Source organism: Pseudomonas sp. TE3899, from assembly GCF_056279105.1.
Genome location: NZ_JBWBQR010000001.1, coordinates 274,149 through 298,997 on the forward strand (window position 1 = coordinate 274,149; position 24,849 = coordinate 298,997).

At 60.1% G+C, this 24,849-nt stretch carries 26 protein-coding genes; 14 read left to right on the forward strand and 12 right to left on the reverse strand.

Translation table 11 applies throughout. The features are described from left to right. The first annotated feature begins 19 nt into the window (after positions 1 to 19). From ACZ89E_RS01330 to cysB, 3 genes are all read left to right on the forward strand, one after another. A complete protein-coding gene (locus ACZ89E_RS01330) occupies positions 20 to 925 on the forward strand; it encodes a 5'-nucleotidase (protein ID WP_463258088.1) in 906 nt (301 codons plus the stop codon). A 94-nt stretch (positions 926 to 1,019) separates the two neighbouring features. Continuing rightward, positions 1,020 to 1,523, forward strand: a complete 504-nt coding sequence (locus ACZ89E_RS01335; RefSeq protein ID WP_149660123.1) for a universal stress protein — start codon at positions 1,020 to 1,022, stop codon at positions 1,521 to 1,523. Between the two features lie 222 nt (positions 1,524 to 1,745). Continuing rightward, the gene (gene cysB, locus ACZ89E_RS01340; protein WP_054052018.1) at positions 1,746 to 2,720 is read left to right on the forward strand and encodes an HTH-type transcriptional regulator CysB; all 975 of its coding nucleotides are present in this window, start codon (positions 1,746 to 1,748) and stop codon (positions 2,718 to 2,720) included. Between the two features lie 6 nt (positions 2,721 to 2,726). Here the strand turns inward: cysB and ACZ89E_RS01345 are convergent, their stop codons facing one another. Then, a complete protein-coding gene (locus ACZ89E_RS01345; protein WP_149660124.1) occupies positions 2,727 to 3,209 on the reverse strand; it encodes a GreA/GreB family elongation factor in 483 nt (160 codons plus the stop codon). 2 nt (positions 3,210 to 3,211) lie between these two features. Next, on the reverse strand, positions 3,212 to 3,622 hold the full coding sequence (locus ACZ89E_RS01350; RefSeq protein ID WP_149660125.1) for a hypothetical protein: 411 nt from the start codon (positions 3,620 to 3,622) through the stop codon (positions 3,212 to 3,214). 124 nt (positions 3,623 to 3,746) lie between these two features. Between ACZ89E_RS01350 and earP the strand changes: the two genes are divergently transcribed. Both earP and ACZ89E_RS01360 read left to right on the forward strand, forming a co-directional pair. Continuing rightward, positions 3,747 to 4,889 (forward strand): elongation factor P maturation arginine rhamnosyltransferase EarP, encoded by a 1,143-nt coding sequence (earP, locus tag ACZ89E_RS01355; RefSeq protein ID WP_476254679.1) that lies wholly within the window; start codon positions 3,747 to 3,749, stop codon positions 4,887 to 4,889. Between the two features lie 48 nt (positions 4,890 to 4,937). Beyond that, positions 4,938 to 5,507: an elongation factor P gene (locus ACZ89E_RS01360; RefSeq protein WP_032626910.1), complete on the forward strand. Its 570-nt coding sequence runs from the start codon at positions 4,938 to 4,940 to the stop codon at positions 5,505 to 5,507. 88 nt (positions 5,508 to 5,595) lie between these two features. On the opposite strand, the gene ACZ89E_RS01365 is transcribed toward ACZ89E_RS01360, so the two are convergent. The 3 genes from ACZ89E_RS01365 to ACZ89E_RS01375 form a co-directional block, all read right to left on the reverse strand. Beyond that, on the reverse strand, positions 5,596 to 6,015 hold the full coding sequence (locus ACZ89E_RS01365) for an organic hydroperoxide resistance protein (RefSeq protein ID WP_149660127.1): 420 nt from the start codon (positions 6,013 to 6,015) through the stop codon (positions 5,596 to 5,598). A 334-nt stretch (positions 6,016 to 6,349) separates the two neighbouring features. After that, on the reverse strand, positions 6,350 to 6,811 hold the full coding sequence (locus ACZ89E_RS01370) for a MarR family winged helix-turn-helix transcriptional regulator (RefSeq protein WP_149660159.1): 462 nt from the start codon (positions 6,809 to 6,811) through the stop codon (positions 6,350 to 6,352). A 69-nt stretch (positions 6,812 to 6,880) separates the two neighbouring features. Then, positions 6,881 to 7,837, reverse strand: a complete 957-nt coding sequence (locus ACZ89E_RS01375; RefSeq protein WP_149660128.1) for a LysR family transcriptional regulator — start codon at positions 7,835 to 7,837, stop codon at positions 6,881 to 6,883. Positions 7,838 to 7,946: 109 nt separating this feature from the next. Between ACZ89E_RS01375 and ACZ89E_RS01380 the strand changes: the two genes are divergently transcribed. Further along, positions 7,947 to 8,696, forward strand: a complete 750-nt coding sequence (locus ACZ89E_RS01380; protein ID WP_463258085.1) for a sulfite exporter TauE/SafE family protein — start codon at positions 7,947 to 7,949, stop codon at positions 8,694 to 8,696. On the opposite strand, the gene ACZ89E_RS01385 is transcribed toward ACZ89E_RS01380, so the two are convergent. Then, complete coding sequence (locus tag ACZ89E_RS01385; protein ID WP_149660130.1) at positions 8,686 to 9,540, reverse strand: LysR substrate-binding domain-containing protein; 855 nt, start codon at positions 9,538 to 9,540, stop codon at positions 8,686 to 8,688. The two genes, ACZ89E_RS01380 and ACZ89E_RS01385, sit on opposite strands and share 11 nt — an antisense overlap. 96 nt (positions 9,541 to 9,636) lie before the next feature. Between ACZ89E_RS01385 and ACZ89E_RS01390 the strand changes: the two genes are divergently transcribed. Both ACZ89E_RS01390 and ACZ89E_RS01395 read left to right on the forward strand, forming a co-directional pair. Beyond that, complete coding sequence (locus tag ACZ89E_RS01390) at positions 9,637 to 9,852, forward strand: DUF1127 domain-containing protein (RefSeq protein ID WP_149660160.1); 216 nt, start codon at positions 9,637 to 9,639, stop codon at positions 9,850 to 9,852. 64 nt (positions 9,853 to 9,916) lie between these two features. Beyond that, a complete protein-coding gene (locus ACZ89E_RS01395) occupies positions 9,917 to 11,140 on the forward strand; it encodes a winged helix-turn-helix domain-containing protein (RefSeq protein ID WP_476254680.1) in 1,224 nt (407 codons plus the stop codon). A 122-nt stretch (positions 11,141 to 11,262) separates the two neighbouring features. Here ACZ89E_RS01395 and ACZ89E_RS01400 read toward each other — a convergent pair whose 3' ends face one another. Further along, a complete protein-coding gene (locus ACZ89E_RS01400; protein ID WP_092279550.1) occupies positions 11,263 to 12,609 on the reverse strand; it encodes a class II 3-deoxy-7-phosphoheptulonate synthase in 1,347 nt (448 codons plus the stop codon). Positions 12,610 to 12,756: 147 nt separating this feature from the next. On the opposite strand from ACZ89E_RS01400, the gene ACZ89E_RS01405 reads away from it, so the two are divergent. Beyond that, positions 12,757 to 13,512, forward strand: a complete 756-nt coding sequence (locus ACZ89E_RS01405; protein WP_149660133.1) for a spermidine synthase — start codon at positions 12,757 to 12,759, stop codon at positions 13,510 to 13,512. A 157-nt stretch (positions 13,513 to 13,669) separates the two neighbouring features. Here ACZ89E_RS01405 and ACZ89E_RS01410 read toward each other — a convergent pair whose 3' ends face one another. Continuing rightward, complete coding sequence (locus ACZ89E_RS01410) at positions 13,670 to 14,461, reverse strand: crotonase/enoyl-CoA hydratase family protein (protein WP_476254681.1); 792 nt, start codon at positions 14,459 to 14,461, stop codon at positions 13,670 to 13,672. Between the two features lie 421 nt (positions 14,462 to 14,882). Here ACZ89E_RS01410 and ACZ89E_RS01415 point away from each other — a divergent pair, with 421 nt between their 5' ends. Next, entirely contained in the window at positions 14,883 to 16,556 is a 1,674-nt protein-coding gene (locus tag ACZ89E_RS01415) for a DEAD/DEAH box helicase (RefSeq protein ID WP_054052043.1), read from the forward strand. Between the two features lie 98 nt (positions 16,557 to 16,654). On the opposite strand, the gene ACZ89E_RS01420 is transcribed toward ACZ89E_RS01415, so the two are convergent. Then, positions 16,655 to 17,422 (reverse strand): DODA-type extradiol aromatic ring-opening family dioxygenase, encoded by a 768-nt coding sequence (locus ACZ89E_RS01420; protein ID WP_463258082.1) that lies wholly within the window; start codon positions 17,420 to 17,422, stop codon positions 16,655 to 16,657. A gap of 103 nt (positions 17,423 to 17,525) precedes the next feature. On the opposite strand from ACZ89E_RS01420, the gene ACZ89E_RS01425 reads away from it, so the two are divergent. Continuing rightward, a complete protein-coding gene (locus ACZ89E_RS01425) occupies positions 17,526 to 18,179 on the forward strand; it encodes a thiopurine S-methyltransferase (RefSeq protein WP_149660136.1) in 654 nt (217 codons plus the stop codon). Between the two features lie 69 nt (positions 18,180 to 18,248). Here ACZ89E_RS01425 and htpX read toward each other — a convergent pair whose 3' ends face one another. Then, complete coding sequence (gene htpX, locus ACZ89E_RS01430) at positions 18,249 to 19,136, reverse strand: protease HtpX (RefSeq protein ID WP_149660137.1); 888 nt, start codon at positions 19,134 to 19,136, stop codon at positions 18,249 to 18,251. Positions 19,137 to 19,452: 316 nt separating this feature from the next. Continuing rightward, positions 19,453 to 20,664, reverse strand: a complete 1,212-nt coding sequence (locus ACZ89E_RS01435) for a pyridoxal phosphate-dependent aminotransferase (RefSeq protein WP_054052048.1) — start codon at positions 20,662 to 20,664, stop codon at positions 19,453 to 19,455. A gap of 225 nt (positions 20,665 to 20,889) precedes the next feature. Here ACZ89E_RS01435 and msrB point away from each other — a divergent pair, with 225 nt between their 5' ends. From msrB to ACZ89E_RS01450, 3 genes are all read left to right on the forward strand, one after another. Next, positions 20,890 to 21,285: a peptide-methionine (R)-S-oxide reductase MsrB gene (gene msrB, locus ACZ89E_RS01440; RefSeq protein WP_463258081.1), complete on the forward strand. Its 396-nt coding sequence runs from the start codon at positions 20,890 to 20,892 to the stop codon at positions 21,283 to 21,285. Between the two features lie 219 nt (positions 21,286 to 21,504). Then, on the forward strand, positions 21,505 to 21,990 hold the full coding sequence (locus ACZ89E_RS01445) for a glutathione peroxidase (protein ID WP_149660139.1): 486 nt from the start codon (positions 21,505 to 21,507) through the stop codon (positions 21,988 to 21,990). Then, positions 21,987 to 22,448, forward strand: a complete 462-nt coding sequence (locus ACZ89E_RS01450) for a MarR family winged helix-turn-helix transcriptional regulator (RefSeq protein WP_463258080.1) — start codon at positions 21,987 to 21,989, stop codon at positions 22,446 to 22,448. Before ACZ89E_RS01445 ends, ACZ89E_RS01450 begins: the two co-directional genes overlap by 4 nt. Here ACZ89E_RS01450 and ACZ89E_RS01455 read toward each other — a convergent pair. Further along, positions 22,432 to 24,753, reverse strand: coding sequence for a hybrid sensor histidine kinase/response regulator (locus tag ACZ89E_RS01455; protein ID WP_149660141.1), 2,322 nt, complete (start codon positions 24,751 to 24,753; stop codon positions 22,432 to 22,434). The genes ACZ89E_RS01450 and ACZ89E_RS01455 overlap by 17 nt on opposite strands. Positions 24,754 to 24,849 lie beyond the last annotated feature (96 nt).

Below are 24,849 nucleotides of genomic sequence, written 5' to 3' on the forward strand. Positions count from 1 at the left end.
TCCACCAGAGGGGAAGGGCATGGCAAAAGACATAGATGACAAGCTGGTGCTGGCGATTTCGTCGCGAGCGTTGTTCGACTTGAGCGAGAGCCACAAGGTGTATTTGTCGAGCGGCGTCGAAGCCTATCGGCAGTACCAGATCGAACACGAAGACGAAATCCTCGAGCCCGGCGATGCCTTCCCGCTGGTGGAAAAACTGCTGAAGCTCAACGCCAGTCTTGGCCGCGCGCGGGTCGAAGTCGTGCTGGTGTCGCGCAACAGTGCCGACACCGGCCTGCGGGTCTTCAACTCGATTCACCATTACGGCCTGGCGATTTCCCGGGCGGCGTTTGTCGGCGGACGCAGTCCTTATCCATACCTCAAGGCCTTCGGCTGCGACCTGTTTCTCTCGACCCATGCCGAGGATGTGCGCAGCGCACTGGACGCCGGTTTTGCCGCGGCAACCATTCTCTCGGGGGGCGCGAGCCGCGCCGCCAGTGACGAATTGCGCATCGCCTTCGACGGTGACGCGGTGCTGTTTTCCGATGAGTCGGAGCGGGTCTATCAGGCCGGTGGGCTGGAAGCGTTCCAGGCCAGCGAGCGCGAAGCCGCCCGCGAGCCATTGCGCGGTGGGCCGTTCAAAGGCTTCCTGGCGGCGCTCAATCTGTTGCAGCGCGAGTTCCCCGACGATGCTTGTCCGATCCGCACCGCCCTGGTGACCGCGCGCTCGGCACCGGCCCACGAACGGGTGATCCGCACGTTGCGCGAGTGGGACATCCGCCTGGACGAATCGCTGTTTCTGGGGGGACTGACCAAAGCGGCGTTTCTGGAAGCCTTTGCCGCCGACGTGTTTTTCGACGATCAGGCCGGCCATTGCGAACTGGCGCGCGAAGTGGTCGCCACCGGTCACGTGCCTCATGGCATAAGCAATGAGCAGAAAGTTTAAGCTCCTGCGTCAAGGTGTTACGCGGCCCGTCGTACTCGGCAAGGCACTGCTAAGCTGAATCAATCTCCGCCATGTCGGCACGCAAGGAGGTCATATGATTCGTTCCATGCTGTATGCCACCGACCTCGGCCTGTACGCACCTTTGGTGATGCAGCACGCCTTGGCGCTGGCGCGAACCTTCGATGCCGACTTGTATGTGGTGCACGCCGTGGAACCGATGGGGCTGTTCGCCGAGTCGGTGCTGCAAAGCTATCTCGATGAGCAGGCGTTGAACGAGTTTCACAGCCAGGGCCTGAACACGGTGATCGCCAATATCGAGCAACGGGTACTCGAAAGCTTTCGTGAAGAGCTGGGGGATGAGGGGGAGCAGGATCTGGAACGGATCAAAGCGGTGCGGGTGCTGCAGGGCGATCCGTCGCAGGTGATTCTCGACCAGGTGCAGAAACTCTCGGTGGATTTGCTGATCGTAGGTAGTCATAGCCATCGCGCCGGTGCGGAAACGCCTTTGGGGCGCACGGCGGCGCGGGTGTTGCAGTTGGCCAGGGTCCCGGTCTATCTGGTGCCGCTGGTGGAGCGTCGGCGTCAGGGCGATCGGTAGTGCGCGTTGCCGCTCCTCGCCATAGCGGGCGATGACTCGTCGCGGCGCCTTGCCTGGCAGCAACAGCCCCTCGTCAAAAGAGGAACGTATTCAAGAAGCAGGGCACAAGAACACGAATAATGGCGTTCTGATAAAAAAGTTCTAGATTTATTCTTCAAACCATTAATATAGTTATATACCGTCGCTGATGCCCGTGGCGTCTACCTGCTTTGAGGGATTCATATGAAGCTTCAACAATTGCGCTACATCTGGGAAGTGGCGCACCACGACCTCAACGTTTCCGCTACCGCCCAAAGTCTCTACACCTCGCAGCCGGGCATCAGTAAACAGATTCGTTTGCTGGAGGACGAATTGGGCGTCGAGGTCTTCGCCCGCAGTGGCAAGCACCTGACCCGCGTCACCCCGGCCGGCGAGCGCATCATCACCACCGCCGGCGAAATCCTGCGCAAGGTTGAAAGCATCAAGCAGATTGCCCAGGAATTCTCCAACGAGAAGAAAGGCACTCTGTCGATCGCCACCACTCACACCCAGGCACGTTATGCGTTGCCCCCGGTGATCAGCAACTTCATCAAGCAGTACCCGGACGTGGCGTTGCACATGCACCAGGGGTCGCCGATGCAGATCGCCGAAATGGCCGCTGACGGCACCGTGGATTTCGCCATCGCCACCGAAGCCCTGGAGCTGTTCGGTGACTTGGTGATGATGCCGTGCTACCGCTGGAATCGCTGCGTGGTCGTGCCTCAGGGCCACCCGCTGACCAAGCTGCCGAAGCTGACCCTCGAAGCCCTGGCCGAATACCCGATCGTGACCTACGTGTTCGGTTTCACCGGCCGTTCGAAACTCGACGAAGCCTTCAGTCATCGTGGCCTGACACCGAAAGTGGTGTTCACCGCCGCCGACGCCGACGTGATCAAGACTTACGTGCGCCTGGGCCTGGGCGTGGGCATCGTCGCGAAAATGGCGGTCGACGCCAAGCTCGACAGCGATCTGGTGATGCTCGATGCCAGCGATCTGTTCGAGTCCAGCATCACCAAGATCGGCTTCCGTCGCGGCACTTTCCTGCGTGGCTTCATGTGCGACTTCATCGAGAAGTTTGCCCCGCACCTGACCCGCGAAGTCATGGCCAAGGCCATTCAGTGCCACAACAAGCAGGAGCTGGAAGAGCTGTTCGACGGCGTCGAACTGCCGGTCCACTAAGCTTCGTTAGACAACCTCGGTAACAGCAAACTGTTGCCGAGCGCCCGCCACCAGAATCTCCACCTCGTCCCCTTCGAACTTGCCCAGCAGGCTTTTGCCCAGCGGCGAGCGAGGGGTGATGACGGTAATCATCTGCCCCACCAGATCGACCTTCAGGCCCGCCGCGTCGGGGGCCAGGAACAGCCATTGTTCCCGACCCTTCTCGTCTTCGAGACCGAGCAGGGCGCCGACTTCGATGCCACGCTGATCGTCATACGGGCGCAACGCCAGGTTCTGGCACAGCGTCAGTGAATGACGGATTTCCTCGACCCGCTTCGCCTGCCCGGCCGCCAGGTAAGACGCCTCCAGTCCGAGCGTGTCGTATTTGTTCTCGGCGATGTTCTCTTCGTGGGTCGCGGTTTCGTAGGCGGTTTGCGCAGCGCGTTCGGCGATGTCGAGGTCGATGCGCAGCTTGTCGAGAATCAGTTGGTGGACAATGTGCTTATTCATGATCAATCGCAGAATTGCTGGACGTTAGCGCGGCTTTTTTCGTTCGGCGCGGTCTGGTCCTGTTGCAACCAGAACTGGCATTTGGGGTTCGACAGATTACGGTTATTGGTCCGGGCCTGATCGAGGAATTGCTGTTGCTCGTTCTTGCGCAGGTTTTCTTTGTATTGCTCGAACAACGGACTCTGCGGCGGAATATCCGGCACCGGCTGTTGGACTACCGGCGGTTGCGCCAGTTGCTGCACGGCCTGGGCCACTGGCGCCAATTGCTCCGGGAAGATAAAACGCGAAGCGAGCCAGCACGTCAGCGCAATGGCCAGGAACCCGAGCCACAGACCCAGGGCAATGCTGCCGGTCAGTTGCAGGACGTTGAGGCGGATCGGCAACGGGCGGCGTGGGTTGGGACGGTAGGGCATGGCTGCCTCCTGGCGGGTGGTCGCGGGCGGATGGCGATTGTCGCACGAAGATTAATCGTCGTTGGCTCTTCTGCACGGGGTAATTTATGCGGACAATCGCCGCCTTTGCCAACGGATTCCTGGAATGCCTGAACTGAAAGCCCGCTGGGATATTTTTTGCATCGTCGTCGACAATTTTGGCGACATCGGCGTGACCTGGCGGCTGGCCCGGCAATTGGTGGCCGATCATGCGCTAGATGTGCGTTTGTGGGTCGATGATCTGCGGGCATTTGAACGCCTGTGCCCTGAGATCGACATCCATGCACCCCGGCAATGGCAGCAAGGTGTCGAGGTGTGCCAATGGCCGACTGAGTGGCAGCCTGCCGATGCTGCCGACGTGGTGATCGCCGCGTTCGCCTGCCAACTGCCCAGCGCCTACATGGACGCCATGGCCGAGCGCGAAAAACCGCCGCTGTGGATGAACCTCGACTACCTGAGCGCTGAAGACTGGGTCATCGGGTGCCACGGTTTGCCGTCGGTGAAGTACAAGAATGTGCAGAAATATTTCTTCTTCCCGGGGTTCCAGAAAGGCACCGGTGGCTTGCTGCGGGAAAGCGGATTACTGGAGCGGCGTCGCCAGTTTCAGCAAAGCCCCGCGGCCCAGCGCGAATTCCTGCAAGGGATAGGGGTCGATCATGCGCAAGGTGCGCAGTTGATCTCGCTGTTTGCCTACGAAAATGCCGGGCTGGCCAGTTGGCTCGATACATTGGCGAGCGATTCGGTGCCCACGCATCTATTGGTGCCGGAAGGGCGGATTCTCGGCGACGTTGAACGCTGGCTCGGGGTCAGTGATCTCGCCGCGGGTGCGTTGTATGTGCGCGATGCCCTGACCCTTCAGGTGCTGCCGTTCGTCCGGCAGGATCAATACGATCACCTGCTCTGGTGCTGCGACTTCAACGCCGTACGCGGCGAAGACTCGTTTGTCCGGGCGCAATGGGCGGGGCGACCGCTGCTGTGGCACATCTACCAGCAGGACGAAGACATTCACCTCGACAAGCTCGAAGCCTTCCTCACGCTCTATACAAAAGGCCTGTCGGCGCCCGCCACAGAGGCGATCAGCGGTCTTTGGCGAGCCTGGGATGCTGGCGACGACATGGCCGACCAGTGGCTCGCGACCCGCAAACACTGGCCAGAGCTGCAAAAACACGCCGAAGCGTGGTGTCTGGAACAAGCCTTGCAAGCTGATCTTGCCGCGGCGCTGGTACAGTTTTATGTAAATTGGATATGATACGCGGCCTAGATTTTTGTAAATCCCATCCAAATTCGGATATTCGCAATGAAAACTGGTAAAGAACTGAAACCCGGTACCGTGATCCGTCTCGAAAACGATCCTTGGCTGGTTCAGAAAGCTGAATTCACCAAGTCCGGTCGTAACAGCGCGATCATGAAGACCAAGCTGAAGAACCTGCTGACCGGTTACAAGACCGAGATCGTTTACAGCGCTGACGACAAACTGGACGACGTAATCCTCGACCGCAAAGAAGCGACCCTGTCCTTCATCAGCGGCGACACCTACACGTTCATGGACACCACCGACTACACCATGTACGAGCTGAACGCTGAAGACATCGAAGCTGTTCTGCCTTTCGTTGAAGAAGGCATGACCGATGTTTGCGAAGCCATCTTCTTCGAAGAGCGTCTGGTTTCCGTAGAACTGCCGACCACTATCGTGCGCGTCGTTGACTACACCGAAGGTTCCGCTCGCGGTGACACTTCCGGCAAAGTCATGAAGCCTGCCAAGCTGAGCAACGGTACTGAGTTGCAAGTGGCTGACTTCATCGAAATCGGTGACCGCATCGAAATCGACACCCGCGAAGGCGGTTCCTACAAAGGCCGTGCTAAATAAGCACAGCCCCAGGAATGAAAAAGCCCGACCATTGAGTCGGGCTTTTTTTCGCCTTGGATTTGAAGATCAACTGATCGCAGCCCGGACGTTAAACGGTCACATGCAAACGCACTTCGACATTGCCACGGGTGGCGTTGGAGTACGGGCAGACCTGGTGGGCAGCTTCAACCAGGGATTGCGCATCGGCTTGTTCCAGACCTGGCAGGCTGATGTGCAGGTCGATATCCAGGCCGAAACCGCCAGGAATCTGGCCGATGCCGACATGGGCAGTGATCGAGGCGTCGTTAGGGATGGTGCGTTTGGTCTGGCTGGCGACGAACTTCAGTGCGCCGATAAAGCAAGCGGAGTAGCCGGCTGCAAACAGTTGCTCAGGGTTGGTCGCCGCGCCGCCGGCACCACCGAGTTCTTTCGGGGTGGCAAGTTTGACGTCCAGGACGTTGTCGCTGGAAACCGCACGACCGTCACGGCCACCGGTGGAAGTTGCGATTGCGGTGTAGAGAGTTTGCATGGTGTGAGCCTCATTCGGATTTGGGTGTTTTGCGCTAAATGTTTGCGCGCTAAGTAAGTGCGAGATAAATGTATCGCGCGAATATTTAGCGCGCAAGATAAATTTTTGAAAAAGTTTGGCTTGTGAGAGATGTCTTAGATGCGAATCGCCGCAGAGGCTTGGAATAGAGGGGTTTGTGCGGGTTGTGCAGGCGGGAAATTATTTGCGGCTTTTGAGGGCGCCTTCGCGGGCAAGCCTCGCTCCTACAAGGGGGAACGCATTCCAAATGTAGGAGCGAGCGGTGCGACGATTCGACTTGCCCGCGAAGAACGAAAACGCGGTCTAGCAAATGTCCCTAAAGACTGTCCTGCAAGTGGCTACGCAGCGCTTGAAGATCATTTTGCAGCTTCTTCAATTGCTCGATCGTCTGCCCGCTAGCCCCCAATATGCACTGCGGAATATCCCGAGCCTTGTCCCGCAACGCGCGACCCTGTTCGGTCAGTTCGACGATCACCACCCGTTCATCTTCACGGCTGCGAGTACGACTGAGCAGTCCTTCAACTTCAAGTCGCTTGAGCAAAGGGGTCAACGAGCCAGGATCGGTCAGCAGCCTTGTGCTGATTTCGCCTACGGTTAAACCATCCCGTTCCCACAACACCATCATCGCCAGGTACTGCGGATAGGTCAGGCCGAGCGCTTGCAGCAAGGGTTTGTAGACCTTGGTCATCAGCAGCGAAGTGGAATGCAGGGCGAAGCAGACCTGATTGTCCAGCAGCAGGTGGTCGCAAGTGTCCGGGGTGTTGCTGTCGGTGGTCATGTCAAAGCCTTGATCTGTAATCGTCATGAATCTAGCGGGCGAATCTTTAATGCGCCAGATAATTATGGCTCAGTAGCCGGTCAGGTTGCCTTGCAGGGCCAGATCCCAAGGCGCAATCGGGCTGAAGCGCGTCTTCAGGTATTCGAGTAACAGGCGACTGCGGGAGCTGGCCTGCTGCTCCAGACGCAAGGCGTAGATCCCGGCGGTTTCCGGGTTCGGCAGGCCGTTTTCACAGAACAATGGCAGCAGTTCGCCACGCAACAGGTATTCGCTGGCCAGCCAGGTCGGCAAATGCGCGATACCCAGCCCGGCCAGTGCACCGCAGACCAGCGCCTCGGCATTGTTGGCGCTCATGCGAATGCGCGCGGGCCGGTGCAACTGCATGCGCCCCTCTTGCTCGAAACGCCAGGCAAAGGGCGGGGCGAGGCCGTCCCAGTCGAGGCCGTCGTGTTCGCTCAGTTGGGATGGATTGGTCGGCACGCCCCGGCGCTTCAGATAGGCGGGGCTGGCGCAGGCGATGCGCACCATGTTCGCCAGCGGCGTGGCCACCAGCCGGGTGTCGGCCATCTGCCCGGCGCGTAGCACTAGATCGACCTTGCCCAGGTTCAAGCCCTGCATGTCGACGAAGCTGTCGATCAGGTGCAGTTGTACATCGAGGCCGGGGTACAGCATCAGAAAATCGGCAATGACCGGCGCCAGATGCCGGCGACCAAACGCGGCGGGCGCGTCCACTCGAATCAAGCCTTCGGGGGCGCTACTGAGAGAAACCGCTTCCGCCCGGGCCAGGCGCAGTTCGGCAACGATTCGCCGCGCGCGCTCGGCAAACGCCAGACCGGCCGGTGTCGCCCGGACGGCATGGGTGCTGCGCAGGAACAACTGGCTGCCCACGGCGCTTTCCAGGCTATCGATGCGCCGAGCCACGGCCGAGGGCGTCAGAGGATGGCGCCGGGAGGCGGCGGAAAAACTCCCGGTTTCGAGCACATCGAGGAACAGCCCGAGTTGGTCGGTCAATTGATTGGGATTCATGGTTTACCAGCGCTTGTGCGAAATCGGCACAGCCATTGTGCGTTGCTATGCGTTTCCCTGCCAGGACCGACTGCGTAGGATGAAACGCCTGACAAGAGGGAATAGGCCTGTGCTTGAGTTTCTGCTGTACCTGATCTTTGGCGCTGCCTTGGGCACTCTGGGTGGTTTGTTCGGCATCGGTGGTGGCCTGATTGCCATTCCGCTGCTCGGGGTGTTGTGCGGTCTCGATCAACAGATCGCCCAAGGCACCGCACTGGTGATGGTGGTACCGAACGTGATGCTGGCGCTGTGGCGCTATCACCAGCGCAATCGCATCGAAATGCGTCACGCATTGCCGCTGGCATCGATGGGGTTTTGTTTTGCCTGGATCGGTTCGATCTGGGCCGTGGGCATCGATGCGCAAACCATGCGCGTGGGATTTGTCGCGTTTCTGGTGGCGCTCTCGACCTACAACCTGGTGCGAATGTTTACCGCCAACGCACCGGCGACTTCGCAAATGCATTACTCATGGCCATGGCTGGGCGTGCTCGGCGCGGCGTCCGGGACCATGGGCGGGTTGTTTGGTGTGGGCGGGGCGGTGGTGGCGACGCCGGTCCTGACCAGCCTGTTCGGCACTTCTCAGGTGGTTGCTCAAGGTTTATCGCTGGCCCTGGCGTTGCCAAGCACCGGCGTCACGTTGGTGACGTACGCGGTGCATCATCAGGTGAACTGGATGATCGGTTTACCCTTGGCAATTGGCGGATTGATGAGCATCAGTTGGGGCGTGAAAATCGCCCACGCCATGCCGGAGCGGCTGCTGCGCGGGCTGTTCTGCGGTTTCCTGGTGTTCTGTGCGGTGATGCTCGCTCTTAAAGTTTGAAGCCTTCGACGATGTGCTCGGCCAGGCATTCGGTGATCGGCGACGGGTTGTGCAGGTTGCGCACCAGCATGATGCTGGCCTCGGGCAACATGGGCAGGTCTTCGGCGGCGCCGAGGATGCGCATGTCCGGGGTGATCAGGCTTTCCAGTTGCGCGGTCACCGCGAGGCCGGCACTGACCACGGCCATCAACGCCGAGAGGCTCGAGCTGTTGTAGGCAATGCGGTAATCCCGGCCCATGGCGTCGAGGGCATTGCACGCCCATAACCGGCAGAAACAATCACTGTTGAACATCGCCAGGGGCAACGGCGTCTGCTCGTGGGCGCTGAAACATTGCGCTTCGGCCCAGACAAAACGCTCCTTGCGCAGCAACTGGCCGATCTCGGTCCCCGGTTCGCGGGTGACGATCGACAAATCCAGGTCCTGACGCTGCAACAACTGCCTGGTCGACTCGCAATGCACTTCGATCTGGATCAGCGGATAGAATTTGGCGAACCGCGACAGAATCCCCGGCAGAAACCGCATCACATAATCATCCGGCGTGCCGATGCGCACCGTGCCGACCATGTGCGGTTCGCGCAGGGTATTGAAGACTTCGCTGTGCAGTTTGAGGATGCGCCGCGCATAGCCGAGCAGCACCTGGCCCTCGGCGGTCAACTTGACCTGACGCCCGTCGCGCTCGAACAGCTGGCGCTGCAACACGTCTTCTTCCAGGCGCTTCATCTGCATGCTCACCGCCGATTGCGTGCGGTTGACCAGTTCCCCGGCGCGGGTGAAACCGCCCAGGTCGGCGATGGCGACAAACGTGCGCAGTACATCGGTATCGATACTGGGGAACGCAGACATTCATCAATCTCCGAGATGTATGGCATCAGAAACATTCGTTGGATTGATCTTAGCTCCAGCGCGAGACTACAGCCATCCCTAAAGGAGGGCGACATGATGAAAGGTCAACACGAGCAGGTAACGGCAGAAAAATTCTCGATCCACGCGGTTTCCGATTTGCTGCACAAGTTTAGTCGCTGGTACGAACTTCACCGCGAACGTGAGCTGCTGGCGAGCTTGAGCGATGAAGCGCTGAAGGACATCGGCGTCAGCCGTGCGGATGTCGAGCACGAATCGGTCCGGCCGTTCTGGGACGATCCGATGCATAAATGATGAGGCCATTGCTACACAAACCCCTCTCTGGTGAGGTAGGTTGCGAGCAGACAAGGAGATGCTCATGCCCGCAACGCTGTCCTTTTCCATCAAACAGGCTCGACGTCTGGCACTGGCTGCCCAAGGGTTCAACGGGCGCCAGCCGCCAGCGGCGATCAAACCGGTCCAGCTCAATCGCCTGATTGAACGGCTGGGCATTTTGCAGATCGATTCGGTCAATGCGTTGGTGCGTTCGCACTACCTTCCCTTGTTTTCCCGTCTTGGCAATTACTCATCCGACCTGCTTGACCAGGCTGCCTGGAGTCAGGGGCGGCGTCGTACGTTGTTTGAATATTGGGGCCACGAGGCTTCGTTATTGCCGCTGTCCATGTACCCGCTGATGCGCTGGCGCATGCAGCGCGCTACCCGCGGCGAAGACATCTACCAGCAACTGGCGAAGTTTGGTCGTGAACAACAGGACACGATTCGCCGGGTACTGGGCTCGGTCGAAGAACTCGGCGCATTGGGCGCCGGTAGCTTGTCGACCCGTCAGGAGCGCGCCGGTCCCTGGTGGGATTGGAGCGCCGAAAAGCATGCGCTGGAATGGCTGTTTGCTGCCGGTGAAGTGACCGTCGCCGGCCGACGCGGGTTTGAGCGGCTTTACGATTTGCCGGAACGGGTGATTCCTTCGGCCGTTCTCCAGCAGCCGTTGCTCACGGAAGCCGAAGCCCAGCGCGGTCTGTTGCTGCATGCCGCGAATGCCCTGGGTGTGGCGACGGAAAAAGACCTGCGGGACTACTTTCGGCTCAACCCCGGTGACGCCCGGCCGCGTTTGGCGGAACTGGTCGAGGCCGGTGAGTTGTTGAGCTGCGAAGTTCAGGGTTGGCGCCAACCGGCGTATTGCCTGCCCCAGCCCAAGGTCCCGCGCAAGGTCGAGGCCAGCGCCTTGCTGTCGCCCTTTGATTCGCTGGTCTGGGAGCGCAGCCGCACCGAGCGGTTGTTCGATTTCCGTTATCGGCTGGAGATTTATACGCCGCAGGACAAGCGGGTCTACGGCTATTACGTGCTGCCGTTTTTGCACAATGAGCGGATTGCCGCGCGGGTGGATCTGCGGGCGGAACGGGCGCTGGGCCGGTTGGCGGTGCATGCGGTGCACGAAGAAGAGCCGGGGCTGGATGACGCGGGGATGCTGGCGTTGGCGGTGAATTTGCGGCAGATGGCGGATTGGTTGGGGCTGGAGCGGGTGCAGTTGAATTGTCAGCGGGTGAGTGCTGGGCGGTTGCGGGTGGCATTGGCGCAGATTGAGTAATTAGGCCTTAACCTGATCGTTCCCATGCTCTGCGTGGGAATGCTTCTAGGGACGCTCCGCGTCCAGTGACGCGGAGCGTCACGGGCTGCATTCCCACGCAGAGCGTGGGAACGATCACTGACTCAGCGGCGGACTTGTTTCAACGTCTCGGCAATCAAAAACGCCAATTCCAGCGACTGATCCGCGTTCATCCGCGGATCGCAATGGGTGTGATACCGGTCCGACAACCCATCCTCGGTAATCGGCCGCGCCCCGCCAATGCACTCGGTCACGTTCTGCCCGGTCATTTCGATGTGGATACCGCCGGCATAAGTGCCTTCCGCTTCGTGGACCTGGAAGAACTGCTTCACTTCGCCGAGGATCTGCGCAAAGTCGCGGGTTTTGTAGCCACTGCTGGCCTTGATCGTGTTGCCGTGCATCGGGTCGGAGCTCCACAGCACTTTCTTGCCTTCACGCTCCACGGCGCGAATCAGCTGCGGCAGGTGATCGCCGACCTTGTTCGCACCCATCCGCGCAATCAGGTTCAAACGACCCGGATCGTTGTCCGGGTTGAGCACGTCGATCAGGCGAATCAAATCCTCAGGATTCATGCTCGGGCCGACTTTGACGCCGATCGGGTTGTTCACCCCGCGCAGGAACTCGACGTGGGCGCCGTCAAGCTGACGGGTGCGGTCGCCGATCCACAGCATGTGGGCCGAGCAGTCGTAGTAATCGTTGGTCAGGCTGTCGCGACGCACGAACGCTTCTTCGTAGTTCAGCAGCAGCGCTTCGTGGGCGGTGAAGAAACTGGTTTCGCGCAATTGCGGCGAGCTGTCCATGCCGCAGGCGCGCATGAAGGCCAGGGTTTCATCGATGCGATCAGCGAGGTGGCTGTACTTCTCGGCCAAGGCCGAGTTGGCGATGAAGTCCAGGTTCCACTTGTGCACTTGGTGCAGGTCGGCAAAACCGCCCTGGGCGAAGGCGCGCAGCAGGTTCAGGGTGGCGGTGGACTGGTGATAGGACTGCAGCAGGCGTTCCGGGTCCGGCACGCGGCTTTTTTCGTCGAAACCGATGCCGTTGACGATGTCGCCACGGTAGGCGGGCAGGGTCACGCCGTCGATGGTTTCGTCGTTGGCTGAGCGGGGCTTGGCGAACTGGCCGGCCATGCGCCCGACTTTAACCACCGGGCAGCCAGCGGCGAAGGTCATCACGATGGCCATTTGCAGCAGCACTTTAAAGGTGTCGCGGATTTTCGCGGCGGAGAACTCGGCGAAGCTTTCGGCGCAGTCGCCGCCTTGCAACAGAAACGCGCGGCCCTGGGTCACTTCGGCGAACTGACGGCGCAATTCCCGGGCTTCACCGGCAAACACCAGCGGCGGATAACTGGCCAGGGTTTGCTCGACCTGCGCCAAATGCGCGGCGTCGGGGTAGCGGGGTTGTTGCTGGATCGGCAAGGCACGCCAGCTGTCAGGGCTCCAGGGTTGGCTCATCACGGTCTCTAGTGTTTACGCACGGGCGCTTATGTTATCAGCAATTAGTGCGTGACCTGTTCCCGTCGCTTCGCGGACAATCGCGCCTTTGCCGCTTCATGTGGCGGCTTGTCGCGTTGCCGGCATCGGTGACGATCAGGAGACGAAATGACTGAGGAGCGCGTCGAGCATCTGCTCGCCGAGGTACAGGATGAGTTCGGCGTGATTCGCGTGCTGGAAGTGGCCGATTACCGTTTTCTCGAATTCGGCGATGCCATCGAGCAAAGCTGCGTGTTCACTGCTGACCCGAGCTGGCTGGAATACGACTACACCCGCGCCATGCTGATTGGTGCGCTGTGCCATGAACAGCCGGAAAGCGCGCTGTTCCTCGGCCTTGGCGCCGGCACGCTGACCCAGGCTTGCCTCAAGTTCCTGCCGCTGGAAGACGTCGAAGCGATTGAGCTGCGCCCCGACGTGCCGCGCCTGGCCATCGAATACCTGGGGCTGGATGATGATCCCCGGCTGTATATCCGCGTCGGCGATGCGCTGGACTTGCTGGAGACGGCTGAGCCGGCGGACCTGATTTTCGTCGACCTCTATACCGATGTCGGGCCGGGTGTCGGGCATCTGGCCTGGAGCTTTCTCGAAAACTGTCAGAAACGCTTGAATCCGGGGGGCTGGCTGGTGATCAACCAATGGGCCACCGATGACGGCAAACCCCTGGGCGCGGCGTTGTTTCGCGGGCTCTATCACCGGCATTACTGGGAACTGCCGGTGAAGGAGGGCAACGTGATCCTGATCGTGCCGTCGGAGCTGGATCAGGAACTGGACATGGACGGCTTGATCGCCCGAGCCGAAGGGCTGGCGCCGCGGTTGGGGTATTCGTTGTTGTCGTTGATCAAGGCGATTCGGCCGGCGACGTGAAGGCCGGCGGGGTCACTGTGGCGAGGGGGCTTGCCCCCGTTGGGCTGCGAAGCGGCCCTAAATGCTGCAACGGGTTCCGTCAGGTACACCGCGTTTGCCGCAACTGCGACTGCTGCGCAGCCGAACGGGGGCAAGCCCCCTCGCCACAGGTTGAGTGTCAGCAGCCTTTGAATACGCCGGGCCGCTTCTCGACCATCGACCGCACCCCCTCCTTGGCATCCTCACTGTTCAACAACTTCTTCACCATCGCCGGTAACGCCTGCGCCGCCGCGGTTTCTCCCTCATAACGCGCCTGTCTGGCCGACATCAATGTTGCCTGGACCCCCAGCGGTGCCTGCCGGGCAATGCGTTCTGCCAGTTCAATTGCCCTCGGCAGCAGATCCTCGCTGGCCATCACTTCTTGCACCAACCCCAGGTGCAACGCGTCATGGGCATCAAACTCATCACCGGTCAGCAGCCAGCGCATGGCGTTGCCCCAGCCGGCCACCTGATGCAAACGCAGGGTGGCGCCGCCAAACGGAAAGATCCCGCGCTGCACTTCCATCTGGGCAAATCGGGTATTGCTGGCACACAGGTTGATGTCGGCGGCCAGCATCAGCTCGATGCCGATGGTCAGGCAATAACCTTGCGCGGCGACGATCACCGGTTTGCTCACCCTCGGTCCGGCGAAAACGCCCCACGGATCGCAGCCGCCGGGCGGTGCCTGCCAGCCTTCGGCGAGTGCGGAACTGGCATTGATCAGGTCGAGCCCGGCGGTGAAATGCTCGCCGTGGCCGAACACCACCGCGACCCGCGCCTCGTTGTCGGCTTCGAACTCGCCGTAGGCCAGGCTCAGGTCGTTGAGCAGATCGAGGTCGAAGGCGTTGCGCTTGGCGACCCGGTCCAGGCCCAGCAACAACACATGACCACGTCGTTCGCGGCTGACACGACTGGAAGCAGGCTGATTCATGAGGTATTTCCTCGGGCGGGAAGGGGGTGCCAGACCGAAGGTCCGGGTCATCAGGGTGAACCGTTTTAGCGCCATCGCCAGCAGGGCCGGGCCTTTGAAAAATAGACCGTTGCACGATTATCCGCAAAGCGTGTGACACAACGGCGTATGCGTCAGTTTTCCGACAAATAATGCTCCCTTTTTGGGCGAATTCCGGTATAGTGCGCGCCGGCCTTTAACCGGGCCGCGTTTAGGTAGCGCAATTCCCCGAAGTCAGCTTCGGCTGCACGTCCGCACAGCGGACTCTTCCTTGACGAATCTTTTTCATTCATTCGTTTTCGCAAATCCCCGCCGACAAAGCAGCCAGGGCGACTCTTGAGTCTTACACGGCATGCGCAGCTTTGGAGCATGGGTCTTTGCGGATGCACTTAGAGGCAGACCCATGACCCAGGAAACCGGCGGCTTCGCCGCTTTTAATCTTAATCCGAATATTCTTGCAGCCGTCATCGCGACTGGCTACGAAGAACCTTCGGCTATTCAGCAGCAATCGATCCCGATCATCATGGCCGGCCACGACATGATTGGCCAGGCGCAAACCGGTACTGGTAAAACCGCCGCGTTCGCTCTGCCAATCCTGCATCGCATCGATCCTGCCAAGCGCGAGCCGCAAGCCCTGATCCTGGCGCCAACCCGTGAGTTGGCGCTGCAAGTAGCAACCGCTTTCGAAACCTACGCCAAGCAAATGCCGGGCGTTACCGTTGTGGCCGTTTACGGCGGCGCCCCGATGGGCCCACAACTGAAAGCAATCCGTAATGGCGCACAGATCGTTGTCGCCACTCCGGGTCGTCTGTGCGACCACCTGCGTCGTGACGAAAAAGTCCTGTCGACCGTGAACCACCTGGTTCTGGACGAAGCGGACGAAATGCTCAAACTGGGTTTCATGGACGACCTCGAAGTTATCTTCAAGGCTCTGCCACCGACCCGTCAGACCGTATTGTTCTCGGCGACCCTGCCGCAGTCGATCCGTGCGATCGCCGAGCGTCACCTGCGTGATCCGCAGCACGTGAAGATCCAGACCAAGACTCAGACCGTTACCGCGATCGAACAGGCTCACCTGTTGGTTCACGCTGACCAGAAGACCTCGGCTGTATTGAGCCTGCTGGAAGTCGAAGACTTCGATGCCCTGATCATGTTCGTGCGCACCAAGCAAGCGACCCTGGACCTGGCCAGTGCCCTGGAAGCCAAAGGCTACAAAGCCGCTGCGCTGAACGGTGACATTGCTCAGAACCAACGTGAGCGCGTGATCGAATCCCTCAAGGATGGCCGTCTGGACATCGTTGTGGCGACCGACGTTGCCGCCCGTGGCCTGGACGTTCCGCGCATCACTCACGTGTTCAACGTTGACATGCCGTACGACCCGGAATCCTACGTTCACCGTATCGGCCGTACTGGCCGTGCCGGTCGCGAAGGTCGTGCACTGCTGCTGGTGACTCCACGTGAGCGCCGCATGCTGCAAGTGATCGAGCGTGTAACCGGTCAAAAGGTTGCCGAAGTTCGCCTGCCGGACGCACAAGCTGTTCTTGATGCCCGCATCAAGAAACTGACCAACAGCCTGTCGCCACTGGTGGCTGATGCCGAATCGACTCACGGTGATCTGCTCGATCGCCTGACCGCCGACATCGGTTGCACCCCGCGTGCCCTGGCCGCTGCACTGCTGCGCAAAGCCACCAACGCTCAGGCGCTGACCCTGGCTGCGATCGAGAAGGAACGTCCACTGGTGCCGAACAACGCACCGCGTGGCGATCGTCCAGAGCGCACCGGTGATCGTCCGGACCGTGGTGATCGTGAGCGTCGCGCTCCGGTTCCATTGGCCGAAGGCCGTGCTCGTTGCCGTACCGCGCTGGGCGCGCGTGATGGCATCGCTGCCAAGAACCTGCTGGGCGCTATCCTGAATGAAGGCGGTTTGGCTCGTGAAGCCATCGGTCGCATCCAGGTGCGTGACAGCTTCAGCCTCGTCGAGCTGCCGGAAGATGGTCTGGAAAAACTCCTGACCAAACTGAAGGACACTCGCGTTGCTGGCAAGCAGTTGAAGCTGCGTCGCTATCGCGAAGATTAATCCGCTCTTGAGCTGATTGATCGCACATAAAAAATCCCCGACTGGTTCGGGGATTTTTTTTGCCTGATCGTTCCCACGCAGAGCGTAGGAACGATCAGTTAACCAAAGCGGTAAATATCCATGCCCAAGGCACCCATGGTGAACCCCTGGTGCGCAATCCCGAATTCGCCCCCGGCCCCGCGGGCAAAGTACAACGGCAGCAAGTGCTCATCACTCGGATGATTGCGCACCGCGTTTGGCGCTTGCTGACGATAATCGTGCAATGCGGCTTCATCGTTGGCGGCAAGCTTTTCAATCATCCAGTCGCGAAAGGCCTTGGCCCACGGCTCGACACTTTCCGGGCCGGCATGCCAGTCCAGTTCACGCAGGTTGTGGGTGATGCTGCCAGAGCCGATCAACAGCACGCCGTGCTCGCGCAGGCTGGCCAGCGCATGGCCGACACGGGTTTGCAGGGCCGGGCCGCCACGGGTTGGCAGTGAGACTTGCACCACCGGGATGTCGGCCTGGGGGTACATCAATGACAGCGGCACCCACACCCCGTGATCGAACGGGCGCTTGGCATCGATGCGCGCCGGCAGGTCATTCGCCTTGAGCAGCTCGACCACCTCGGCCGCCAGTTGCGGATCGCCCGGCGCCGGGTATTGCACCTCAAACAGCGCCTTCGGGAAGCCGCCGAAGTCATGCCAGGTTTCTGGCTGGGGGTTTCCGCTGACCAATAGCTCATTACTTTCCCAATGCGCAGACACAATCACGATGGCTTTTGGCCTGGGCATTTCTGCCGCCAGGCGCGCCAGGGCGGGACCGCTGGCGCCCGGTTCCAGTGCCAACATCGGCGAACCATGGGATATGTAGAGGCTGGGGAACATGAAAGAGCTCCTGAGGGGTAAGATGGCGTCATCTTCAGTCAGATCATTGATCTAAATCTAATATAAGTTTTAGGGTCTTTTGATCGAATTTTCGGGATTAATTATGCAGCCGGAGTTTTGGCACAAGCGGTGGACGTCGAATCAGATCGGCTTTCACCTGCCGGAAGTGAATCCATATCTGCAACGGTACTGGCCGCAACTGGGCCTGGAAGAGGGCGCGCGCGTACTGGTGCCGTTATGTGGCAAAAGCCTGGACCTGCTATGGCTGGCAAAATGCGGTCACGAGGTATTGGGCATCGAATTGTCGGAAAAGGCCGTGGAGGACTTTTTCCACGAGCATCAATTTGACCCGGACGTGAGCGACCAGGGCCCGTTCACGGTCTATCGCGCCGGCTCGATCGAAATCTGGTGTGGTGATTTCTTCGCCCTGACCGCCGGTGATGTTGCCGATTGCAGCGCGCTGTATGACCGCGCGGCGTTGATCGCCTTGCCACCGAAGATGCGTGAGCAATACGCCGAGCATCTGAAGCGGATTGTGCCGAAGGACTCCCTGGGGCTGTTGATTACCCTGGATTACGAGCAGGCACAAAAGGACGGACCGCCGTTTGCCGTACTGGACGATGAAGTGCAGCGGTTGTTCGGGGCAGCCTGGAAATTGAAGATTCTGGAAGATCAGGATGTGCTGGGCGAGAGCTGGAAGTTTATCGAAAGCGGTGTGACGCGGCTTGAAGAGCGGGTGTATCGCTTGGTGAGTTGATTCAAAAAGCAGTAGACACAAAAAAGGGGCGATCAATCGATCGCCCCTTCGTGTTTCTGCGTAGGGCTATCAGCCCCGGCGACGCAACGCGTCAATACGCTCTTCCAGCGGCGGGTGGCTCATGAACATGCGGGCGAAGCCCTGTTTGATGCCACCGTTGATGCCGAATGCGGTCAGGGTGTCCGGCATGTGCACCGGCATCCCTTGTTCGGCCCGCAGGCGCTGCAGGGCGCCGATCATTGCGCTGGTACCGGCCAGGCGTGCGCCGGCTTCGTCGGCACGGAACTCGCGTTTGCGCGAGAACCACATGACGATCGAGCTGGCGAGGATACCCAGCACCAGTTCGGCGATGATGGTCGCCACGTAGTAGGCGATGCCCTGGCCTTCTTCGTTCTTGAAGATCACCTTGTCGACAAAATTGCCGATGATCCGCGCGAAGAACATTACGAAGGTGTTCACCACGCCCTGGATCAGCGCCAGGGTGACCATGTCGCCATTGGCCACGTGACCGATCTCGTGGGCCAGCACGGCTTTGACTTCATCCGGCGAGAACCGCTCGAGCAGGCCCTGGCTGACCGCGACCAGCGCGTCGTTCTTGTTCCAGCCGGTGGCGAAGGCGTTGGCCTCGTAGGCCGGGAAAATCCCGACTTCGGGCATCTTGATCCCGGCTTCGCGCGACAGTTGTTCGACCGTTTGCAGCAGCCATTGCTCGTGACGGGTGCGCGGCTGGGTGATGATTTGGGTACTGGTGCTCATCTTCGCCATCCACTTGGAGATGAACAGCGAGAACAGCGAGCCGGCGAAACCAAAGACCGCACAGAAAATCAGCAGCTGATTGAGGTTCAGATCAACCCCGTTGGCCGCCATGAACCCGTTGAAGCCGAAAAGGCTCAGGGTGATGCTGGCAATCAGCACGACCGCCAGGTTAGTGGCCAAAAACAGCAGAATGCGCATCATGGTTGTAGAAATCTCCTCATGCTTAAGATGTAGCGTACTGCGGGGTATATAAGGTGCTGCACCGTGCTATTCAACCGAGTGACTATTTCAAACTGTGTCCTACAGCAACAGTTTAGCCGCGTGCAGGCAATTTCCGACGCTGATGCAGGACGTGGTTGTCAGTCGATGGACGACGCGGCCCCCGTCTTTGTTAGACGCGAGCAGGAAATCGGTCAGCAGGCAGGGATGACGGCCAGGATGGCCGACAGGGTGTAGAGATGTGTTGCTGAATCAATCACCGTGCGACCCGGAACCGAGTCGCACGGTGTCCGTCAGCTTACTGGCGGTAAGTCTTGAGGAAGTTGCCGATCCGGCCGATGGCCTGATCCAGTTCGTCGACGCGGGGCAGGGTGACCACGCGGAAGTGATCCGGCCACGGCCAGTTGAACGCCGTGCCTTGCACCACCAACAGCTTCTCGGACAGCAGCAGGTCGAGCACGAACTTCTCGTCGTTGTGGATCGGGCAGACTTTCGGGTCGATGCGCGGGAAGGCATACAACGCGCCCATCGGCTTGACGCAGCTCACGCCCGGGATATCGTTGAGCAATTCCCAGGTGCGATTACGCTGTTCCAGCAAGCGACCTTGCGGCAACACCAGGTCATTGATGCTCTGGTAGCCGCCGAGTGCGGTCTGGATCGCGTGCTGGCTCGGTACGTTGGCACACAGGCGCATGTTCGCCAGCATGTCGATGCCTTCGATGTAGCTCTGGGCGTGGTGTTTCGGCCCGGAAATGGCGATCCAGCCGGAACGGAAACCGGCCACGCGGTAGGACTTGGACAGACCGTTGAAGGTCAGGCACAGCAGGTCCGGCGCCAGGGACGCAGTGCAGATGTGCACGGCGTCGTCGTAGAGGATCTTGTCGTAGATTTCGTCGGAGAACACCACCAGGTTGTGCGAGCGGGCCAGTTCGAGCATGCCCAGCAGCACTTCCTTCGAATACACCGCGCCAGTCGGGTTGTTCGGGTTGATGATCACCAGCGCCTTGGTGTTCGGTGTGATCTTGGCCTTGATGTCGGCCAGGTCCGGGAACCAGTCGGCGCCTTCATCGCACAGGTAATGCACCGGGTTGCCGCCGGCCAGGCTGACCGCGGCGGTCCACAGCGGATAGTCGGGGGCCGGCACCAGCACTTCGTCGCCGTTGTTGAGCAGGGCCTGCATCGACATCACGATCAGCTCGGAAACGCCGTTACCCAGGTAGATGTCTTCGATGCCGACGCCTTCGACCTGCTTCTGCTGGTAGTACTGCATCACGGCTTTACGCGCGCTGAACAGGCCTTTGGAATCGCTGTAGCCCTGGGCGGTCGGCAGGTTGCGGATCACGTCCTGGAGGATTTCATCCGGCGCTTCGAAACCAAAGGGCGCCGGGTTGCCGATGTTCAGCTTGAGGATGCGATGGCCTTCCTCTTCCAGGCGTTTGGCGTGCTTGAGCACTGGGCCGCGAATGTCGTAGCAGACGTTGGCGAGCTTGTTCGATTTGCTGACCTGCATGGCGATGTGTTCCCGAAAATGAACGATCCAGGCGGCGTGTGAACGACCGTACTGGGAATCCTGCGTATTCACACAGGCCTGACGCCTGCGATGGCGACACTCATAATCCGTTTGAATGCGCGGTGTCTGGCTGCCAGACTGGCGTTTGACGAGGCGCAATCATACGTGCCGCCCGATCCTTGGAAAAGGTACAGATCGGGCTTTTTCAGCTGCTGAGGTGTGACGATGGAAAAGTTGGATAAAACCCTGGAAGAATGGAAGGCGATGCTCGACCCGGAGCAGTACAACGTTTGCCGCCTCAAGGGCACTGAGCGTCCGTTCTCCGGCAAGTACAACGACAGCAAGGTCGACGGCGTTTACCACTGCATCTGCTGCAACGAGCCGTTGTTCGATTCCAGGACCAAGTTCGATTCCGGCTGCGGCTGGCCGAGCTTCTACGCGCCGATCGGCGACAGTGCGATGGTCGAGATCCGCGACGTCAGCCACGGCATGATCCGCACCGAAGTGGTCTGCGCCAAGTGCGATGCGCACCTGGGCCATGTGTTCCCGGATGGCCCGCCACCGACCGGTTTGCGTTATTGCATCAACTCGGTGTGCCTGGACCTGGTTCCCCGCGAATAACCCCGAATCCCCCTGGTGTAGGAGCAAAGCTTGCTCGCGATGGCGTCTTAACATTCAACAATGATGTTGACTGATCCGACGCTTTCGCGAGCAAGCTTCGCTCCTACAGGTACAGGTACAGGTACAGGGATTGGCGTGGGTTCTATTGATTTATTAAATTGCACACAATTCAATTGCTCGCTATGTTCAACGCTTCTTCCATCCTCTGGAGCCCGAACCATGAGCGACAACCTGCTGAGTATCCCGGTGACCACCATCAAGGGTGAACAGAAAACCCTGTCCGACTTCGCCGGCAAAGCCGTGTTGGTGGTCAATACCGCCAGCAAATGCGGCTTCACCCCACAGTACAAAGGTCTGGAAGCGCTGTGGCAGACCTACAAGGATCAAGGGCTGGTGGTGCTCGGCTTCCCCTGCAACCAGTTCGGCAAGCAAGAGCCGGGCAATGAAGGGGCGATATCCGAGTTCTGCGAGTTGAACTACGGCGTCAGCTTCCCGCTGTTCAAAAAGATCGATGTCAACGGTTCCGACGCCCATCCGCTGTTCGTGCAACTGAAAAAGCGCGCACCGGGCCTGTTGGGTTCCCAAGGCATCAAGTGGAACTTCACCAAGTTCCTGATCGGCAAGGACGGCCAGTTGGTCAAGCGCTTCGCCCCGGCCACCAAGCCGCAGGACCTGAGCGCCGAGATTGAAGCCCTGCTCAAATGAACAGCGTGTCCGCCGATTCGCTGAAGCTCGACAGCCAACTGTGCTTCAAGCTGTATGCCGCTTCCCGGGCGGTGATTCGAGGCTACAAGCCGATGCTCGATCAGCTCGGCCTGACCTACCCGCAATACCTGGCGATGCTGGTGTTGTGGGAATGGCAGGAAGCGGCTCCGCAGCAGCCAACCGTCAAAGCCCTGGGTGAACGCCTGGCGCTGGATTCCGGCACGCTCACGCCGTTGCTTAAACGGCTTGAGCAGCTGCAACTGGTCCAGCGCCAGCGTTCGGCGCGGGATGAGCGTGAGGTGCACCTGAGCCTGACGCCAGCCGGCCTGGCCTTGCGCGAGCAGGTCGGGCCGCTCAAGGCGCGCCTGCTCTGCGACAGCGGCGTTGATCTCAATCACTTGAATGAACTGCGCGAGGGCCTTGATCAGCTGTTGGGGCAGATCAAAGCACTGTCGTAGTCGGTATCCACAAGTCGAGCAGGGCGGCCAGTTCTTCCCGGCGGAAGGGTTTGGCCAGGTAGTCGCTCATGCCCGCCGCACGGCAGCGCTCGCGTTCTTCGGACATGGCGTTGGCGGTCAGGGCGACAATCGGCAGCTGCGGCCAGCGCCCGCTGCGGCGGATGTGCCGACTGGCCTCGTAGCCGTCCATCACCGGCATGTTGCAGTCCATCAGTACCAGATCGAATTCACTCAGCTCCAGCTGATCCAGGGCTTCGGCACCGTGAGCCGCGACAATCACCTCGCAACCGAGTTTGCCGAGCATGCCCTTGGCCACCAATTGATTGACCGGGTTGTCCTCCACCAGCAACACCCGACCGCGGCGTTGAGGGGTGAGGGCGTCGAGGCGGGCGTCGTTGATTGTGCTGGTGTCCGGTTGCAGGATCCGGCGCAATGTCTGATAGAGCGCGTTACGTGCCAATGGCCGCGCCTGTTGCTGCAACGGCGCCAGGGCCGCGGCTTCTTCGCTGGGCATGAAACTGCCATAAGCGGTGACCAGCAGGATCGGTGCGCTGAGCGTGGTACGCAGGCCGAACAGGCATTCCGGGCAGTCAGTGATCAACACATCCGGTTCCAGGCCGAGCAAGGAATCCTCGATGGAGCGCTGCTGATAGTCGAGCCCCCATAACGGTAACAACCCTTTCAACAGTTCCGCCAGGCCACTGCTGGCGGCCGTAATGGCGATGACCTTGCCTTGCAACGGCTGCGGCGCGATGGCGCGGGTGTGGGCGGGCAACGGCAGGTCAGCGCAGAACTGGCTGCCGAACCCGGCTTCGGAACTGATCGTCAACCGTCCCTGCATGGCTTCGCAGAGGTTGAACGTCAGCGCCAGCCCCAGCCCGGTGCCGCCGAATTGCCGGGTAATGCCGGCGCCGGCCTGGGTGAAGGGCTGGAAGATTTTCACCTGGGCGTCCTGGGCGATGCCGATGCCGGTGTCGCAGACCTCGATGCGCACGCCGTCCTCAAAGGTGGACAGCCGCACATCGACCCGCCCGAAACGGGTGAACTTGAGCGCGTTGGACAGCAGGTTGCTGACAATCTGCCTGACCCGGGTCGGGTCGCCCAGCACCAGGGCCGGAAACTGCGGATCGATCAGGCAGGCCAGTTCGACGCTGGGCGCGGCGTTCTGCGACAGCAGGTTGGCGGTGTCCTCGATCAGCGAGCCGAGGTCGAACGGAATGTGTTCGAGCTCCAGTTGGCCGGCATCGAATTTCGACAGGTCGAGAATATCGTTGAGCAACTCCACCAACACCTTGCCCGAGTCATGGGCGATGGACAGCTGTTGCTGTTGTTCGGCATTCAGCGGTCCATCGAGCGAGAGCGCGATCATCCCCAGCAGGCCATTGAGCGGCGTGCGGATTTCATGGCTCATGTTGGCCAGGAACGCCGAGCGTGCTTCGGCCATGTCCAGGGCCGTCCGGCGGGCGACTTCCAGTTCCTCGTTGGATTGGCTGAGCCGGGTGTTGATCGCCTTGAGTTCGGCAGTGCGGGCCGAGACGATATTTTCCAGTTGCCCGAGGTAATCGGTCAGGCGATTTTCGGCGTTGCGTCGTTGCTGGATTTCGGTGGCGATGTTTTCGAACTGTTGATTGGCGACCTTGACCAACACGCCGATTTCATCGTTTTCATGACCCGCCGGGTACTCCAGCCACGTCGGTTCCGCGCTGCGCGGATCACGGCCGCTGAGTTCGCGGATAACCCGCACCAGTGGCTTGGTCAGCATTACGTAGAACAACGCCAGCAGGATCCCGGTCAGGATCAGGCTGCGGGCGAACCCGTTGAGCAGCGTCACTTCGGCCCGGCGCAGGAAACGGCTGCCGAAGGCATAGGTGTCGACCTCCAGTTGCAAGGTGCCGAGGGATTCGGCAGGCAAGTGGTCGAGGTAGAGGCGGTCTTCGAACTGGCGGTTGGCGCCAAACAGGAAGTCGCTGATCAGCCGATAACCGTCCTGCTGGCCCTGGCGTTTGACGCTGGCGAGCACGGTATTGTTGTTGTCGGTCAATTGCGCGCTGATGATCGCGGGCGAGCGTAGCAGGCCCATGGTCAGTTCCTGGGCGAGCTCGGCATCGATGTTGTAGGCGATGCGTGAGGCCGGGTTGTGGCTGATTTCCAGCAAAGACAGTATTTCACGGTTGATGGAGGCGTCTTCGCTGGCATAATCGATGCCTATTTGCACCAGACTGAGCAAGGTGCCCAGTATGAAACCGACCAGCACAGTGAGCCGAGCTTGTTTGTATGAAAGCCGGTGGGTGAACTTGATATCCATGGGGTGTTGAACCACTTCCGTTTCCCTTCGCTGCTCAAGCATAGTCGATCATGCATGGATACCGATGTTCCCGCACCGCCCCAGTTTGAGGGGGCC

Excerpts from the sequence above, each read along its gene's own strand:
- ACZ89E_RS01330 (WP_463258088.1), top strand. The coding sequence starts at position 20 with ATGGCAAAAGACATAGATGACAAGCTGGTGCTGGCGATTTCGTCGCGA.
- ACZ89E_RS01335 (WP_149660123.1), top strand. The coding sequence starts at position 1,020 with ATGATTCGTTCCATGCTGTATGCCACCGACCTCGGCCTGTACGCACCT.
- cysB (WP_054052018.1), top strand. The coding sequence starts at position 1,746 with ATGAAGCTTCAACAATTGCGCTACATCTGGGAAGTGGCGCACCACGAC.
- ACZ89E_RS01345 (WP_149660124.1), bottom strand. The coding sequence starts at position 3,209 with ATGAATAAGCACATTGTCCACCAACTGATTCTCGACAAGCTGCGCATC.
- ACZ89E_RS01350 (WP_149660125.1), bottom strand. The coding sequence starts at position 3,622 with ATGCCCTACCGTCCCAACCCACGCCGCCCGTTGCCGATCCGCCTCAAC.
- earP (WP_476254679.1), top strand. The coding sequence starts at position 3,747 with ATGCCTGAACTGAAAGCCCGCTGGGATATTTTTTGCATCGTCGTCGAC.
- ACZ89E_RS01360 (WP_032626910.1), top strand. The coding sequence starts at position 4,938 with ATGAAAACTGGTAAAGAACTGAAACCCGGTACCGTGATCCGTCTCGAA.
- ACZ89E_RS01365 (WP_149660127.1), bottom strand. The coding sequence starts at position 6,015 with ATGCAAACTCTCTACACCGCAATCGCAACTTCCACCGGTGGCCGTGAC.
- ACZ89E_RS01370 (WP_149660159.1), bottom strand. The coding sequence starts at position 6,811 with ATGACCACCGACAGCAACACCCCGGACACTTGCGACCACCTGCTGCTG.
- ACZ89E_RS01375 (WP_149660128.1), bottom strand. The coding sequence starts at position 7,837 with ATGAATCCCAATCAATTGACCGACCAACTCGGGCTGTTCCTCGATGTG.
- ACZ89E_RS01385 (WP_149660130.1), bottom strand. The coding sequence starts at position 9,540 with ATGTCTGCGTTCCCCAGTATCGATACCGATGTACTGCGCACGTTTGTC.
- ACZ89E_RS01390 (WP_149660160.1), top strand. The coding sequence starts at position 9,637 with ATGAAAGGTCAACACGAGCAGGTAACGGCAGAAAAATTCTCGATCCAC.
- ACZ89E_RS01395 (WP_476254680.1), top strand. The coding sequence starts at position 9,917 with ATGCCCGCAACGCTGTCCTTTTCCATCAAACAGGCTCGACGTCTGGCA.
- ACZ89E_RS01400 (WP_092279550.1), bottom strand. The coding sequence starts at position 12,609 with ATGAGCCAACCCTGGAGCCCTGACAGCTGGCGTGCCTTGCCGATCCAG.
- ACZ89E_RS01405 (WP_149660133.1), top strand. The coding sequence starts at position 12,757 with ATGACTGAGGAGCGCGTCGAGCATCTGCTCGCCGAGGTACAGGATGAG.
- ACZ89E_RS01410 (WP_476254681.1), bottom strand. The coding sequence starts at position 14,461 with ATGAATCAGCCTGCTTCCAGTCGTGTCAGCCGCGAACGACGTGGTCAT.
- ACZ89E_RS01415 (WP_054052043.1), top strand. The coding sequence starts at position 14,883 with ATGACCCAGGAAACCGGCGGCTTCGCCGCTTTTAATCTTAATCCGAAT.
- ACZ89E_RS01420 (WP_463258082.1), bottom strand. The coding sequence starts at position 17,422 with ATGTTCCCCAGCCTCTACATATCCCATGGTTCGCCGATGTTGGCACTG.
- ACZ89E_RS01425 (WP_149660136.1), top strand. The coding sequence starts at position 17,526 with ATGCAGCCGGAGTTTTGGCACAAGCGGTGGACGTCGAATCAGATCGGC.
- htpX (WP_149660137.1), bottom strand. The coding sequence starts at position 19,136 with ATGATGCGCATTCTGCTGTTTTTGGCCACTAACCTGGCGGTCGTGCTG.
- ACZ89E_RS01435 (WP_054052048.1), bottom strand. The coding sequence starts at position 20,664 with ATGCAGGTCAGCAAATCGAACAAGCTCGCCAACGTCTGCTACGACATT.
- msrB (WP_463258081.1), top strand. The coding sequence starts at position 20,890 with ATGGAAAAGTTGGATAAAACCCTGGAAGAATGGAAGGCGATGCTCGAC.
- ACZ89E_RS01445 (WP_149660139.1), top strand. The coding sequence starts at position 21,505 with ATGAGCGACAACCTGCTGAGTATCCCGGTGACCACCATCAAGGGTGAA.
- ACZ89E_RS01450 (WP_463258080.1), top strand. The coding sequence starts at position 21,987 with ATGAACAGCGTGTCCGCCGATTCGCTGAAGCTCGACAGCCAACTGTGC.
- ACZ89E_RS01455 (WP_149660141.1), bottom strand. The coding sequence starts at position 24,753 with ATGGATATCAAGTTCACCCACCGGCTTTCATACAAACAAGCTCGGCTC.